Consider the following 15,402-nt stretch of genomic DNA (forward strand, 5'->3'; position numbering starts at 1 on the left):
AGGTTCCCCCGCCGGGCCCCGGCACACATGCCCCGGTCTCCCGCCGGCCGCCTCCCGTCCCCGCGCCGGGCGTGCCACCGGCGAGCGGGGCGGCCGGGGTCAGAAATCCATCATGTCGAACAGGGCCGACACATCCGGTTCCGGTGCCCGGTCCAGGGTCTGCTCGGCCCAGATGACCTTGCCCCGCGACGCGTAGCGGACCCCCCAGATGTCCGCGAACTGGGAGACGAGGAACAGCCCGCGGCCTCCCTCGTCGGTGGTGGCGGCACGGCGCAGCCGCGGGGAGGTGTTGCTGCCGTCCGACACCTCGCAGACCAGGGTGCGCCCCAGCAGCAGCCGGACCCGGACGGGCGGGGCGCCGTAGCGGATCGCGTTGGTCAGCAGTTCGCTGAGGATCAGTTCCGTGGCGAACGCCGTCTGCTCCAGCTCCCACGCGGCGAGCCGCCGGCTCACCTCGCCGCGCACCCGGGGGACGGCCTCCACGTCGAACGGTACGTCCCACGCCGCGACGCACGAGGGGTGCAGCAGCCGGGTCCGGGCCACCAGCAGCGCCACGTCGTCGCCGGGGTGCTCGGGCAGCATCCTGTCCACCAGGAGGCGGCACGTCTCCTCCGGTGTCAGGCCGGCGTCGGCGATGGTCGCGGAGAGCATCGCCAGCCCCTCGTCCACGTCCCGCCCGCGGTGCTCGATCAGACCGTCGGTGAACAGGACGAGCCGGCTGCCCTCGGGCAGCTCCAGCTCGCCGGCCTCGAAGGGGTGCCCGCCCACTCCCAGGGGCGGCGACAGCGGGAGGTCGGGGAAGGTCACCCGGCCCTGCGGGTCCACCACGGCCGGGGCGAGATGTCCGGCGCGGGAGACGGTGCAGTGCCCGCCGACCGGATCGTAGATGGCGTAGAGGCAGGTGGCACCGGTGAGCGGCACCCGGTCGTCACCGGCGGTCGCGCTCTGCGTGTCCAGCCGGGTCACCATCTCGTCGAGGTGCCCGAGCAGTTCGTCCGGGGCCAGGTCCAGGGAGGAGAAGTTCAGTACGGCCGTGCGCAGCCGCCCCATGGTCACCGCGGCCTGGAGCCCGTGCCCCACGATGTCCCCGACGACGAGCGCCACCCGGAACCCGGGCAGCGGGATGACGTCGAACCAGTCGCCGCCCACACCGGACTGCGCCGGCAGGTAGCGCGAGGCGACCTCCAGCGCGTCCTGCTCCGGCAGGCCGAGCGGGAGCAGGTTGCGCTGGAGCGTCACGGCCATCGCGTGCTCGCGGTCGTACCGGCGCGCGTTGTCGATCGCGACGGCGGCCCGCGCCACCAGCTCCTCGGCGACGGCGACGTCCTCCTCCTCGTAGCGGGGGGAGCCCGTGGCACGCCAGAAGTTGGCCATGCCGAGGACCACCCCGCGAGCCCGCAGCGGCACCGTGATCAGCGAGTGGATGCCGTACGCCAGGGCCCGCCGGGCCCCCTCCGGGTCCTGCGCCCGCCAGTCCTGGGCCGTGTTCAGGTCCGGCACCAGGACGGCCTTGCCCCGGTGCAGCGCCACCACCATCGGCGTGTCGGCCATCACGAAGCGGATCACATCGCCCACCGGCTGGAGGGTGTGCCCGCCCCGTGCCGCGCGCAGCGCGGTCCGGCGCATCTCGCGCACCGCGCTCGTCGGCTCCTCGCCGCGCAGCACCGAGTCGAGGAGTTCCACGGTGACGAAGTCGGCCATGCGCGGGACCGCGACCTCGGACAGCTCCTCCGCCGTCCGGCGTACGTCGAGCGTGGTGCCGATCCGCACGCCCGCCTCGTACAGGAACGCCAGCCGGCCCCGCGCCACCTCGGCCTGCCCGGAAAGGGCCCGCAGCTCCGTGCTGTCACGGAAGGTGGCGACCAGCCCCTGCGCGCCTCCGAAGGGGGCGGTGGGCCGGATGTTCACCGCCAGCAGCCGGTCACCGGCCGGGATGACCTCGTCGGTGGCGGCCTCGCCCGCCGCCAGCAACCGTGTCAGGGCCGGACCCAGCCCCAGCTCGGTCACGTGCCGCTGGTCGGCGTCGTCCGGCAGGTCCAGCAGCCGGCGTGCCTCGTCGTTGCCGAGGAGTACCCGGCCGTCGCCGCCCACGATCAGCACCCCCTCGCGCACCGCGTGCAGCACGGCGTCGTGGTGCTCGTACATCCGGGTCATCTCGACCGGCCCGAGCCCATGGGTCTGCCGGAGCAGCCGGCGGCTGACCAGGGCCGCGCCGCCGGTCGCCAGCACGAGGGCGCCCGCCACCGCGCCGAGCAGCAGCGGCAGCTGCTTGTGCAGCACGTTCCCCACGTTGGCGTACTGGATGCCGGCGCTCACGATGCCGACCACGCGCCGGCTGGCATCCGTCACGGGTACGACCGCGCGCACCGCGTCCGTCGGCCGGCCGTGGAAGGTCTCGGTGTAGGTCTCCCCGCCGATGGCCCGGCCGACGCCCTCGGCCTTCGTGCCGATCAGGGCGGGATCGGGGTCGGTGAGCCTCACCCCGTGGGCGTCCAGGACGGACACGAAGTCGACGCCGGCACCCTTGCGGGCCTGCTCCGCCGCCGGCTGGAGCCGGGCCGTCGGGTCCGGCGACCGCAGTGCGAGCGCCGTGCCGGGGGCGTGCGCGAACGCCTCCGCGGCGGCCAGCGAGCGGTCCATGGCACTGCGCTCGGCGTCGTACTGCCCCTGCACCACCAGTGCGGCGACCGCGACCGCCACCAGCACCAGCATGATCAGTACTTGGAGCAGGAAGACCTGGGCGGCGAGCGTGCCGACGCTCAGGGATCGCGAAAGGCGGCGTCCGCGTCCGGGCCAGAGGCTTCGACGGGACGGATCGGATGGCCACCGTGTGCCGGGCGGCGGCGCCGCTCTCGCCCGGGGCCGGCGAAAACGTCCGCTCATCTACCTTTTCTAGCACTGGAGCTGCGCGATCGGCGACCGCACACCGCTTCACCGGGGCATCGGGGTGACGGGCGGCGAGCGGCACCCGCCCCGGGAGGGTGGGGGAGCCGGGGCGGGCGCCGCTCACCGTCACCGGGACCGCGTCACGAGGCGGTCGGCGAGGCGAGCGCCGCGGCCATGATGCTCAGTTGCGGGTTGACCTCCGGACAGCTCGGCAGCACGGAACCGTCGGCGACGAGCACGCCGTGGACGCCCCGCAGCCGGCCCTCCGGGTCGGCCGGGAACCGCTCGGGGGCGGCGCCGGCCGCCACCGTGCCCGTGGGGTGGAACGCTGAGAAGTGCAGGTGGCGCGCGGTCACCCCGTCCAGCAGGGCCTCCAGTGCGGCCGGGGAGGAGGCGCGCGGGGCGTGCGGGACGCCCGTCAGCACCTCCTCGGCTCCGGCGGCGAACAGCAGACGCCCCATGGCCCGCTGGGCGCGCAGCAGCCGGCCCGCGTCGCGCGCCGCGAGGTCGCAGCGCGGCAGCGGGCGCCCGCGGCGACGGTCGCGCCGCCGTCCCGGTACAGGTCGATGAAGCGGTCGCGCGGAGCCCGCCGGCCGAACGACTCGGTGGAGTGGTGCCGCCCCTCCTCGAGCACGACGACGCGCAGGCCGGCGGCGGCGAGCGTCCGGGCGGCCATCGCGCCGCCGGCGCCCGATCCGACGACGACGGCGTCGGCGGTGGACCGCGCGGGACAGTGGCGCGACGGCGTGCAGTCCAGCGGCGGGTCCGCGGGGGCGGACACCGCGGGCGTGGGCGCGAGGTGCAGCATCCGCTCGGTGCCGGCTGCCGGCAGGAGCGGCACCTTGACGGAGTCCAGCAGCGGCAGCAGGGACCGGCGCGCGGCGAGCGACGTCATGACGCGCTCGCGTTCCGCGGGGCCGAGCGCCGCCAGCCGCCTGCCGGTGCGGGCCACGGCGTAGGCGTCGATCGCCGCGGCCGCGCCGCGTACGGCGGTCCGCGCCGGAGCCGGCATGGCGGCGAGCAGGTCCGCGGCACGCCGGGGCACGGCCCGGGTCCACTCGGCCGTCCCGTCGTCGGCGAGGGCGGCGGCCGCGAGCCCGGCCAGGGCGTCGGAGGGGGTCATCGCTCGCCGACCTCCGCGTGCGCGGTGCCCGACAGGTGCCAGGTCGCCTCCGGCCGCCACCGTCCCCGCCGGCGCTCCAGGCGCACCCGCGCGTCCGCCCGCTCGCTGTTGCGGCACACCGCGGCGGAACCGTCCGGATCGGTGTAGTCGAGGGCGAGCGTCCCGTCCGGGGGCTGGGTCACCGTCACCCGGATGCGGCGCAGGCCGGCGCGGCCCTCGACCCGCCACCGCGGAAGCCCGATGTCCGCGCGGAACCGGCCGAGGCCCGCCCAGCCCACGGCGGTCCGCTCCGCCCGCCGGGGCCAGGTGCGGCCGTCGCGGTGCAGGCGCAGGAACACCAGCGGCGGCAGCCGGTCGAGTCCGCGTCGTGTCGACACCGCGGCGACGATCTCCAGGACGTCACCGTCGCCGAGGTCGGCGTGGAGCCAGGCCCAGCGGCGGGCGTTGCCGTGGCCGTAGATGCGGGCGCTCGCGCCGGGCGCGTCGACGAGCCGCAGCTCGCCGGTGGCATGGCGGACCGTCCCGCGGTAGCGGGCGCGGGCGGCCGGCAGCATGTGCGTGGCCGGCAGCCAGGGGCGCCGCCAGGACCAGCGCGGGAAGGTGTGCAGCGGCGGCCCCTGGGGCTGCTCGGTGAGCGCCCAGCGGAACGGTCCGGCCGAACCGGTGAGGCGGCCGGGGGCGACGGTGGTGCCCCCGGCGGTGAAGCCGTCGGACGGTGCCGTCCAGGGGGCGGGGCCGAAGCGGGCGTGCTCGACCGGGCCGCCCGGGGGGAACACGGCGATCCAGCCGTGCGCGTGGGCGGGTGCGCCGTCGCACGGGGCGACGGCCTCGTGGTGCAGCCAGACACCGCTGCCGGTCACCGGGTCGGTCAGGGTGGTGCGGCCGGGCACGAAAGGGAGATGCCGTGCCGGCGCCGGAACATGCCGCTGAATGGAGCAATCACCGGCGTGCCGCGACCCGGCGCACCAGGCTGGAGTGTTGTCGATTTCCTGGACAGGAGTCCGTGTGCGAGGACCACGTATGCCGAAGCCCGGACCCGCCGGCCGGGATCCGGAGTGCGGCGCCGGAGTGCGGACGCGGCTGCCGGCACCTCCGGCGTGGATGCGGTGGCTGCCGGCCCTGTACGTGGTGGCCGTTCTGCTGCTGGAGCCCGTCACGCCGGTGGAGTGGCCGGTCAGCTTCCTGCTCATCGCCCTGCCCCTGGTGGCCGCCTTCGCGCACGGTCCCGTCGTCGTCGCCGGCACCACGGTCTTCGCCGTCGTCATGGAAGGGGTCCTGGCCGGCACCCCCTGCTGTGCCGGCCGGGCCGTCGGCTATCTGTGGGACCGCCACTACGTGGCTGCCTACTTCTGCACCACCCTGGTGGGCGTCCTCGGCACGATCCTCGCCGCGCACCGCACCCACCGGGAACGGACACTGGCCGACGTGCGCTTCGTGGCCGACATCGCCCAACGGGTCCTGCTCCGGCCCGTTCCCCGCCGCATCGGCACCCTCCACCTGGAGAGCCTCTACCTGTCCGCCGCCGCCGAGGCGCGCATCGGCGGCGACCTCTACGAGGCCGTCCCCACCCGGTACGGGGTACGGCTGCTCATCGGCGACGTCCGGGGCAAGGGGCTGCTCGCGGTGGAGACCGCCGCTGCCCTGCTCGGCGCGTTCCGCGAGGCGGCGCACGACGAACCCGCGCTCCCCGCCCTGGCGGACCGGGTGGAGACGAGCATGAACCGCAGGGCCATGCTGCTGGGCGGCGGCGAGACGGGCGAACGGTTCGTCACCGCCGTCTTCGCCGAGATTCCCTTGGCGGCCCCGCTGATCCGCGTCGTCAACTGCGGCCACCCGCCCCCGGTCCTCATCGGCCCCGACGGGGTGCGCGAACTCGACCGGGGACGCTCGGCGCCCCCGCTCAACCTCGGCGTGCTGGTCGGCGAGCCCTACCACGTCGACGACTACGCGTTCCGCCCCGGCGACCAGCTCCTGCTGTACACGGACGGCATCACGGAGACGCGGAACGCGGACGGCTCCTTCTACCCCCTGCTGGAGCGCCTCGGCTCCTGGCGCTCCCTGCCGCCCCGTCAGCTCCTGGAACGGCTCCACCACGACCTGATGGCCTACAGCGGCAACCGGCTCCAGGACGACATCGCGGCCCTCGCCGTCCGCTGCCTGCCGGCCCCGGAGCCACCGCCACCGGCCGGGGCGACGGCGGGCTGAACCCGGTGCTGCACCCGATTCAGAACGCCGTGTGGGTGAACCAGCGGTCGAGGAGCGTGGGATCTCCCGAGACGTCGAAGGCGGGTTCCCGGTACGACCGGCGGCCGTAGAGCAGCAGCAGGAGGCCGGCGGCCCGCCCGTGTACCGCCGCCGTGACCGGCCCGGCCCCCGCGTCGCCGCCGGGCGGCAGCAGCCGGAAGCCCTCCGCGTCCAGCCGTACCCGCCATTCCTCGTCCGCCGCGCCGCCGTGACCCGCGCACCGGAACGCGAGGGTCTCGCCGTCGCCGCGCAGCTTCGTCACACCGGGGGCGAAGACACCGGCGTACGGCAGGTTGACGAGGAACTCGTCGACTCCGTCCGCCGCCAGCACGGGATCGAGGTCCGGCTCCCGGCCGGCGGCACGCTCGGCGTCCACCCGGTGCACCAGCGTCTCGAAGAGCATCCGGCGCGCCCAGAACCGCGCGTGCCGGTCCGCGCCCCAGGCCCACATCGCCGCGTCCGGGTCGGTCTCCCGTAGCACGGCCGCCACCCCGGGCACGCCGGCCGCCACCCAGTCGGCGTACTCCCGCGTGTCCTCGGGCAGCCCCAGCTCCACGTCACGGCTGCGCGGGGGCTCCTGCACGCGCTGGGTCAGCAGTGCGCAGAACCAGCGCTGCAACGAACCGACGTGCCGGGTGAGATCGGCCCGCGTCCAGTCCGGGCAGGACGGCACGGCGCCCGCGGGGTCGGCGCCGCGCACCGCCTCGACGAAGCGGGCGGTCTCCCGCTCGATCGCGTCCCGGTAGGTGTCGTACGGCAGGGGATGCCCCGCCCCGCTCGTCGTAGCCATCAGCCGCCGCCGTCCTCTCTCTCGGCTCGCAATGCCGTCGCGGTCAGTCTGGACGCTGGAGTGCGCTCGAAGGCAACTCGAAGGCGCACGGGCGCGGCCCGCGCAGGACCCCCGGTGTCCGGCCGGCGCTCCTCAGGAGCAGGAACGGAGGAAGGCGACCAGTGCCTCGTTCACCTCGTCCGGGCGCTCCTGCTGGGTCCAGTGCCCGCAGCCCGCGAGTCTGACCGGCGCGCGCTGGAGGCGGGGCATCAGCTCGGGGAGCCGCTCGATGAGTTCCGGCGTGCCCGGGAAGGCGGGGACGGCGTCGCGGTCGCCGTAGACGTACAGGGCGGGCCGGGTGACGACGGCGCCGTGCCACGGGGCGGTCAGCTCCCAGTTGCGGTCGAGGTTGCGGTACCAGTTGAGGGCCCCGGTGAAGCCCCGGGAGAAACTCTCGGTGAGCGCGTCGAGATCCTCCTCGGTGAACCACCGCGGCAGCACCTCGGGCTCCGGCATGTCCGCGAGCCAGCCGCGCTCGGGGTCGACCAGCGGCTGCCGGCCCGAGCCGGCGTCGGGAGCGTCTGCGGACGCCCAGTAGAAGAACCTCCGCAACGTGCTGCGCGTGTCCTTCGCGAACTCGGCGTCGGCCACGCCGGGCCGGTTGAAGTAGTTCCAGTAGAAGCGGCCGCCGAACCTCTCGTCCATGGCGGCCAGCGGCGGTTCCGTCCCGCGGAACGGCGGCGGGACGCTCAGCCCGGCCACCCCCAGCACCAGGTCCGGTCGCAGCAGCGCGGTGTGCCAGGCGACCGGCGCGCCCCAGTCGTGGCCGACGACGTACGCCTTCTCCTCGCCCAGCGCCCGGATCAGTGCGACGACGTCGCCGACCAGGTGCAGGATGGTGTACGCGCCGACGTCCTCGGGATGGTCGCTGCGCCCGTACCCCCGCTGGTCGGGCGCGACCACGCGGAAGCCGGCGGCGGCCAGCGGGCCGAACTGGCGGTGCCAGGAGTGCCACGACTCGGGGAAGCCGTGCAGCAGCACCACCAGGGGCCCGCTGCCCTGCTCGGCGATGTGCAGCCGCACGCCGTTCACGTCGATCATCCGGTGCTCGACCATGGGCACGAGGGTACGTGCCCAGCCCCGTTCGCCGGGGGAACGACGTCCGGGGAGCGCGCCGGGGTCAGTAGACGTCGCGGACGTAGCGCTTCTCCGCCGACAGCCGCCTGACGTAGGCGGTGGCCTCGTCCGCGTCCATGCCGCCGTGCGCGGCGACGACGTCCCTGAGCGCCCGGTCGACGTCCTTCGCCATGCGGCCAGCGTCCCCGCACACGTAGAAGTGGGCGCCGTCCTGGAGCCACTGCCACAGGCGGGCGCCGTTCTCGCGCATCCGGTCCTGGACGTAGACCTTGTTGCGCTGGTCGCGGGAGAAGGCGAGGTCCAGGCGGTGCAGGTGGCCGGAGGAGCGGTGCGCCTCCAGGTCCTCGCGGTGGTAGAAGTCGGTGGCCTGGCGCTGTTCGCCGAAGAAGAGCCAGTTGGGCCCGGTGTGGCCGCGGGCCCGGCGGTCCTCGAGGAAGCCGATGAAGGGCGCCACGCCGGTGCCGGGACCCACCATGATCATCGGTGTGGCGGGGTCGGCGGGCGGGCGGAAGTGCGGTGAGCGCTGCACGAAGACCTGCACCGGGCCGTCGTCGGCGCAGTCGGCGAGATAGGTGGAGCACACCCCCTTGCGGTCGCGGCCGAGGTCGTTGGTGTAGCGGACCACCGAGACGGTGAGGCGGACCTCCCCGGGGTGGACGAGGGGGCTGGAGGATATGGAGTACAACCGGGGCTGGAGGCGCCGGAGCACGGCCGCCCACTCCGCGGCCGACGCCCGGACCGGGAACGCGGCGACGACGTCGGCGGCCTGGCGGCCCCAGCTCCACTGCGCGAGCGCGTCCTTGTTGTCGGGCCGCAGCAGCCGCTTCAGTTCCTGGCCGCCGGTGCGCTCCGTCACGAACCTGAGCAGGTCGGGGGTGATGCGGGAGATGTCCAGACGGGTGCGCAGCGCCTCTTCGAGGGGGAGCGCGGCACCCTCGCCCAGGTCCACGGGCTCGTCGCGGTGGAGCCCGGTGAGCGCCAGCCACTCGGCGACGAGCCCGGCGCTGTTGACCGGCCACACACCGAGGGCGTCACCGGCGTCGTAGGCGAGTTCGCCGTCCCGGGTGTCGAAGGCGAACTGCCGTACCTCCTTCTCGGAACCGGGCAGGCTCAGCAGCCGGTTGCCGATGAGCAGGGTCGCGAACGGGGACGACCTGGTGTAGCCGGAAGGCGCCGGACCGGGCGCCGTCGCTGCCGTCCGCGGCGCCCTCGTGGGCAGGGGGCGCCGGCCGTCGGCGGCGGCCAGGGCGGTGACCACCCGGCCGAGCCACTGCTCGGCGGTCCCCTCGAAGTCGGGTTCGCAGTCGGTGCGGGGAACGAGGCGGGTGGCGCCGAGGGCTTCGAAGCGTTCGTCGAGCCGGCGGCCGTGGCCGCAGAAGTCGTCGTAGCTGGAGTCGCCGAACGCCAGGACCGCGTACCGCACCCCCTCCAGCCGTGGCGCGTCGGGGGCGGACAGCGCCTGCCAGAAGCCGGTGCCGTTGTCCGGGGCGTCGCCGTCGCCGAAGGTGCTCGTGACGAGGAGGACGTCGGCGTCGGTGGCGAGGTGCGCCGGATGCGTGTCCGCCATGGGCAGCAGCTCGGGGGTGAAGCCGGTGTCGGTGAGGTGGGCGGCGGTGCCGGTGGCGAACTCCTCGGCGGTGCCGGTCTGGGAGGCCCACAGCACCAGCAGGCGGCGGGTCGGTGCGGCCGGGCGGGCGGCCGGTGCGCCGGCCCGCGCGGGCACCGGGGCGGGAGCACCGGCGGCCGCGGGGGAGAAGCGCGAGAACATGCCGGCGAGGACGCCGTCGACCCAGAGGGCGTGCCCGGGGTCGAACGGCGCGTCCGGCGGCAGCACGGGGACGCGTCCGTCGGGCGGGGTCGCGGCGAGGCCGGAGAGGTAGCCGGAGAGGTAGCGGCGCTCCGGTTCGGCCAGGGACACCGGGGCGAGGTCCGTGATGCCGAACAGCGTGGCGAGGGCGTGGACGGGGGAGTCCGCCGGGGCGGCGGCCGGTACCGGCAGGGGAGCCGGGGGCACGGGCGTGGTCTCCGGCCGGGTGCCGGGCCGGGCCGCCTCGACGGGCGCGGCCGTCCGGACCAGGGCGACGGCGCAGACCTTCAGCTCGGGCTGGAAGGAGACCGGGTCGACGGCGTCGTTGGTGACGGCGTTGATGGCGAGGTACTCCCCGAACAGGTCGTTCCAGTGGAAGGGGGCGAAGCAGGTGCCGGGCCGGACGCGGTCGGTGACCACGGCGGGCAGGACGGCACGTCCGCGCCGGGAGGCCACCTCCAGGTGGTCGCCCTCGACGACGCCGAGGGCCTCGGCGTCCTCGGGGTGCACCTCCACGAACGGGCCCGGGGTGAGCTTGCGGAGCCTGGCGACCTTGCCGGTCTTCGTCATCGTGTGCCACTGGTGCTGGAGCCGGCCCGTGTTGAGGACGAACGGGTAGTCCGCGTCGGGCAGTTCGGCGGGCGGCAGGTGCGGCCGGGCGAAGAACCGGGCGCGTCCGCTCGCGGTGGGGAAGGCCAGACGGGGGCGGGTGCCGTCCTCGCGTTCCAGCAGGGTCCGGCTGACGCCGTCGTTGAGGTAGCGGATCGGGTTGCGGTCCGTTCCGTCGGCGGCCGGTGCCGGCCACTGGACGGGGGTGGTGCGCAGCCGGTCGTAGGTCACCCCGCGCAGGTCCCACCCCGTCGTCGGGTTCCAGGCGCGCTTGAGCTCCTCGAAGACCTCCTCGGCACAGCCGTAGGTGAAGCCCTCCGCGAACCCCATCGCGCAGGCCACCCGGGCGATCAGCTGCCAGTCGGGCAGCGCCTGTCCGGGCGGGTCGACGACCCCCGGCACGAGGGTGAGGTTCCGCTCCGAGTTGATCATCACGCCGTCGGACTCCGCCCACAGCGTCGCGGGCAGCACGACGTCGGCGTACGCGTTGGTCTCCGTCTCGGCGAACACGTCCTGGGTGACGACGAGTTCCGCGGCCTCCAGACCGGCGATGACGGTCTTGCGGTTGGCGACCGAGGCGACCGGGTTGGTGCAGATGATCCAGCACGCCTTGATGTCGCCGGCGGCCATCCGCTCGAACATCTCGACCGTGCCGTGCCCGACCTCGGTGCGCAGGGAACCGGCGGGGATGTTCCACAGTTCCTCGACGAAGGCGCGCTCGGAGTCCACGAGCACGGACCGCTGTCCGGGCAGACCCGGCCCCATGTACCCCATCTCGCGCCCGCCCATCGCGTTGGGCTGGCCGGTCAGCGAGAAGGGGCCGGAGCCGGGGCGGCAGATGGCGCCGGTGGCCAGGTGCAGATTGACCAGGGCGTTGGTGTTCCAGGTGCCGTGGGTCGACTGGTTCAGGCCCATGGTCCAGCAGCTCGTCCACTCGCCGGCCTCGCCGATCCACCGCGCGGCCCGCCGGATGTCGCTCTCGGGGACACCGGTGATCTCGGCGACCTTCCCGGGCGGGTAGTCCGCGAGGAAGCCGGGCATCTCCTCCCAGCCCTCGGTGTACTCGGAGATGAACTCCTCGTCCGTCCGGCCGTCCGCGACCAGCAGGTGCAGCAGGCCGTTCAGCAGGGCCAGGTCGGTGCCGGGCCTGATCTGGAGGAAGAGGTCGGCCTTGTCGGCGGTGGCGGTGCGCCGGGGGTCCACGACGATCAGCCGGGCGCCGGCGGACTTCACCCGGTCCATCATGCGCAGGAACAGGATCGGGTGGCAGTCGGCCATGTTGGCGCCGATGACGAAGAACACGTCCGCGTGGTCGAAGTCCTGGTACGAGCCCGGCGGGCCGTCCGCGCCCAGCGACAGCTTGTAACCGGAGCCGGCGGACGCCATGCACAGCCGCGAGTTCGACTCGATCTGGTTGGTGCGGACGAAACCCTTGGCCAGCTTGTTCGCCAGGTACTGCGCCTCCAGGGACATCTGCCCGGACACGTAGAAGGACAGTGCGTCCGGGCCGTGCTCGTCCAGGATCGCCCGCAGCCGGCCCGCGACCGCCGCCACGGCCTCGTCCACGTCCGTCCCGACCGCCTCGGCACCCCGCTCCGCCCGCACCAGCGCCCGGTCCAGCCGTCCCGGCGCGGCCATCATGTCCGCGCTGGTCGCCCCCTTGGTGCACAGGCGGCCGGCATTGGCGGGGTGTGATTTGTCCCCGTACGCCTTCACGACACGGCGGCGGCCGTCGGCGGGGTCGCGTGCCACGTCCAGCACGATTCCGCAGCCGACGCCGCAGTACGAGCACACCGTGCGGACACTGCCGTCCGTCGCGCCAGATGCCACCGAAACCCTCACCCCGTGGTGTGTGTGACTTCCCGGTCCGGGGACCGGCCCGCCGCCGGCGGCAGCCCCATGACCAGCACCGTAGGAAGATCGAATTTCCGACCCGTCACAGGCCGGGCGCGTCCGGGGTTACGCCCCCCGCACACGCCGCGGAGCGGATGTGTGAGGCAGGGCCGGCCGCCGCGGCGAAACGGACGACCGGCGTGGCGGGACCGACGACCGGCGTGGCGGGACCGACGACCGGCGTGGCGCCGTGGCTCGGCGGCGCCCCCGGCTCGGCGGCGCCCCCGGATCGGCGGCGCCCCCGGATCGGCCGCGTCCCCGGATCGGCCGCGCCCGGACTGGCAGGGCTTCGGGTCGGCCTCCCCCCGGGACCGGACGCGCCCGCGGACCGGCAGGGCCTCGGGTCGGTCGCGCCGGGGGCCGGGTACGGGCGCCCTCCGGATCGGTCGTGCCCCGGTCCTCGTGCACTCCGCCGCCCATGTCGTCTTGCTCCTCGTCGTCCTTGCCGTGATGGTGGCCAGGGGAGCCCGGCGCGGCGGCGGCCGTCCCGCGGACGCCTCGTCCGGGCCTCTCCTGCCGCCGACCGAGTGTCGTGCCGGTGTCCCGGGCCGACCGTCGGCGCCGAGTAGGGGTAGTAGTGGAGTGAGGACCGGACCAGTGAGGAGGACCCACACGGATCGTGCACGGGGTGCCCGGGACGCGGCGAGGACCCGCGGTTGCGGCGCTCCCGCCGGCTCGCGGTGCCGGCCGGACCGGGCCCCGCGCCGCGTCGGAAGGGCCGCCGTCCGGGCGCGGGACCGGCTTGTCCGGCCTGCGCGGCGAGGCGGGTACGCCGGTGGTGCCGGCAGGCGGAAGGAGCGCGTGCGATGAGGCGAGCGAAGCGGCGCCCCGAGCAGGCGGCTCGTCCGGCCGGTGCCGCCGCGGAGCCGAGTGGGCTGATTGATCTGCTGGGCGTCGCCGCGGTGCTGCTGGAGGCCGACGGCCGGATCGACATGTGGAGCCCGCAGGCCGAGGAACTGTTCGGCTACCCCCGCAGCGAGGCCGTCGGACAGTACGCGGCGCCGCTGCTCCTCGCCCCGGAGCACCAGGACGCGGCGGTCACCCTGTTCGCCGACGTGATGGCGACCGGCCGCAGCTGGGCGGGGGCGTTCCCCGTCCGGCGCAAGGACGGCAGCACTCGGATGATCGAGTTCCGCAACATGCGCCTCACGGACAACCTCGGTGACCACTACGCCCTCGGACTGGCCACCGACCGGAGCACCCTGCGGCAGGTGGAGCGGAAGGTGGCCCTCTCCACCCGGCTGGTCACCCAGGCCCCGATCGGCGTGGCCGTACTGGACAGCGATCTGCGGTACCTGGACATCAACCCGGCTCTGGCGGCCATGCACGGCGTCCCCGAGGCCGAACACATCGGCCGGAGCTTCCGCCAGATCCTGCCCGGCTCGCCCTTCATCGCGGCGGAGGCCGTGATGCGCAAGGTCCTGGCCTCGGGCGCCCCGGTGATCGACCAGCAGGTGGTGGGCCGCACCGCCGCCGACCCGGAGAACGAGCACGCCTGGGCGGTGTCGATCTACCGCCTGGAGGACCACCACGGGAACGTCCTCGGCATCGCCAACGTGGTCGTCGACGTCACCGACCGCTACCGGGCGGCCAAGAAGGCCGACCAGGCCCAGCAGCGGCTGCGTCTCATCGCCAACGGCTCGGCCAGGATCGGCACCACCCTGGAGGTGGAGCGCACCGCACGGGAACTGGCCGACGTCGTGGTGCCCGACCTGGCCGACATGGTCGCCGTCGACCTGCTGGACTCGGTCCTCCAGACGGGCCGTACGGACCTCGCCGAGGAACCGGCCCTCTTCCGTGCCCTGGCGGTGAAGACCGCCTACCCCACGGACGCCGCCCAGGCGATCGTGCCACCCGGCCGGCTCACCACCTACCACGCCGACCACCCGGCGTCGCACTGCGTCCGCACCCGCCGCCCGCACCTGATCAGCCACGTGGCCGGTGGCGACCACTCGCGCATCGCCGCCGACTCCGAGGCCGCCGGCCTGCTGGCCCGGGCCGGCGTCCACACCGACATGGCCGTCCCGCTCATCGCCCGCGGACAGATCATCGGCGTGATGGGCCTGGCCCGGGCCCGCAACCCGCTGCCCTTCGACGAGGACGACCTCACCCTCGCCTGCGAGCTGGCCTCGTCCGCCGCGCTGAGCATCGACAACGCGATCCTGCACCAGCACATCCGCAGCGCCGCCGAGACCCTCCAGCGCAGCCTGCTCCCGCAGGTGCCGCCCCGGTGCCCCGGCCTGGAGGTCGCCGCCCGCTACCGCCCCGCCCAGGCCTTCAGCGAGGTCGGCGGCGACTGGTACGACGTGATCCCGCTCGACGGTCAGCGGACGGCCCTGGCCGTCGGGGACGTCATGGGCAGCGGGATCCCGGCCGCCACCACCATGGGCCGGCTGCGCACCGCCACCTCCACCCTGGCGGACCTGGACCTCGACCCCGCCCGGATCCTCACGCACCTCGACAAGATCACCCGCGACCTGGACCCGTACCTCGCCACCTGCGTCTACGCGGTCTACGACCCCCGGCACGCCCGACTGCACGTGGCGTCCGCGGGCCATCTGCCGCCGGTCGTGGTGCGGGCCGGCGGGCGCCCGGAACTCCTCGACCTGCCGACGGGCCTGCCGCTCGGCGTCGGAGGAGTCCCCTTCGAGACCACCACCTGCGAGCTCGGGCCGGGTGACCGCCTGGTCCTGTACACCGACGGACTGGTCGAAACCCGTCACGACCCCATCGACGAACGCCTTGAGGACCTGGTGCGTCTGCTGACGCCGGCGGACCAGTCCATAGAAGAGACCTGCGACCGTCTCCTCCGGCAGCTGCGCCACCCCGCCGGCCACGACGACGTCGCCCTCCTGATCGCCCACGCGCTCCCCCTCACGGCCGAACCCTGAGCCGCCCCGGGGCACCGGAACCTCCGCGCCGCCACCGTCCGCC

General features: G+C 74.7%; 9 protein-coding genes. 2 read left to right on the forward strand and 7 right to left on the reverse strand.

What is annotated here, in order from left to right:
- Positions 1 to 99 precede the first annotated feature (99 nt).
- From ABZ576_RS08365 to ABZ576_RS08380, 4 genes are all read right to left on the reverse strand, one after another.
- Positions 100 to 2,712 (reverse strand): SpoIIE family protein phosphatase, encoded by a 2,613-nt coding sequence (locus tag ABZ576_RS08365; RefSeq protein WP_360737449.1) that lies wholly within the window; start codon positions 2,710 to 2,712, stop codon positions 100 to 102.
- 314 nt (positions 2,713 to 3,026) lie between these two features.
- A complete protein-coding gene (locus ABZ576_RS08370) occupies positions 3,027 to 3,347 on the reverse strand; it encodes a GMC oxidoreductase (RefSeq protein WP_360737452.1) in 321 nt (106 codons plus the stop codon).
- The gene (locus ABZ576_RS08375; RefSeq protein ID WP_360737455.1) at positions 3,305 to 4,009 is read right to left on the reverse strand and encodes an NAD(P)-binding protein; all 705 of its coding nucleotides are present in this window, start codon (positions 4,007 to 4,009) and stop codon (positions 3,305 to 3,307) included. Before ABZ576_RS08375 ends, ABZ576_RS08370 begins: the two co-directional genes overlap by 43 nt.
- A complete protein-coding gene (locus ABZ576_RS08380; protein ID WP_360737458.1) occupies positions 4,006 to 4,899 on the reverse strand; it encodes a hypothetical protein in 894 nt (297 codons plus the stop codon). Before ABZ576_RS08380 ends, ABZ576_RS08375 begins: the two co-directional genes overlap by 4 nt.
- 130 nt (positions 4,900 to 5,029) lie before the next feature.
- On the opposite strand from ABZ576_RS08380, the gene ABZ576_RS08385 reads away from it, so the two are divergent.
- A complete protein-coding gene (locus ABZ576_RS08385) occupies positions 5,030 to 6,214 on the forward strand; it encodes a PP2C family protein-serine/threonine phosphatase (RefSeq protein WP_360737462.1) in 1,185 nt (394 codons plus the stop codon).
- A gap of 19 nt (positions 6,215 to 6,233) precedes the next feature.
- Here ABZ576_RS08385 and ABZ576_RS08390 read toward each other — a convergent pair whose 3' ends face one another.
- From ABZ576_RS08390 to ABZ576_RS08400, 3 genes are all read right to left on the reverse strand, one after another.
- Positions 6,234 to 7,043 carry a maleylpyruvate isomerase family mycothiol-dependent enzyme gene (locus ABZ576_RS08390; protein ID WP_360737465.1) on the reverse strand — a complete coding sequence of 270 codons (810 nt, stop codon included), beginning with the start codon at positions 7,041 to 7,043 and terminating at the stop codon, positions 6,234 to 6,236.
- A 132-nt stretch (positions 7,044 to 7,175) separates the two neighbouring features.
- Positions 7,176 to 8,138: an alpha/beta hydrolase gene (locus ABZ576_RS08395; protein WP_360737468.1), complete on the reverse strand. Its 963-nt coding sequence runs from the start codon at positions 8,136 to 8,138 to the stop codon at positions 7,176 to 7,178.
- A gap of 64 nt (positions 8,139 to 8,202) precedes the next feature.
- On the reverse strand, positions 8,203 to 12,405 hold the full coding sequence (locus ABZ576_RS08400) for a bifunctional nitrate reductase/sulfite reductase flavoprotein subunit alpha (RefSeq protein ID WP_360737471.1): 4,203 nt from the start codon (positions 12,403 to 12,405) through the stop codon (positions 8,203 to 8,205).
- An 869-nt stretch (positions 12,406 to 13,274) separates the two neighbouring features.
- Here ABZ576_RS08400 and ABZ576_RS08405 point away from each other — a divergent pair.
- Entirely contained in the window at positions 13,275 to 15,359 is a 2,085-nt protein-coding gene (locus tag ABZ576_RS08405) for a SpoIIE family protein phosphatase (RefSeq protein WP_360737474.1), read from the forward strand.
- Positions 15,360 to 15,402: the final 43 nt, after the last annotated feature.

It is taken from the genome of Streptomyces sp. NPDC013455 (genome assembly GCF_040632975.1).
Lineage (GTDB): Bacteria > Actinomycetota > Actinomycetes > Streptomycetales > Streptomycetaceae > Streptomyces.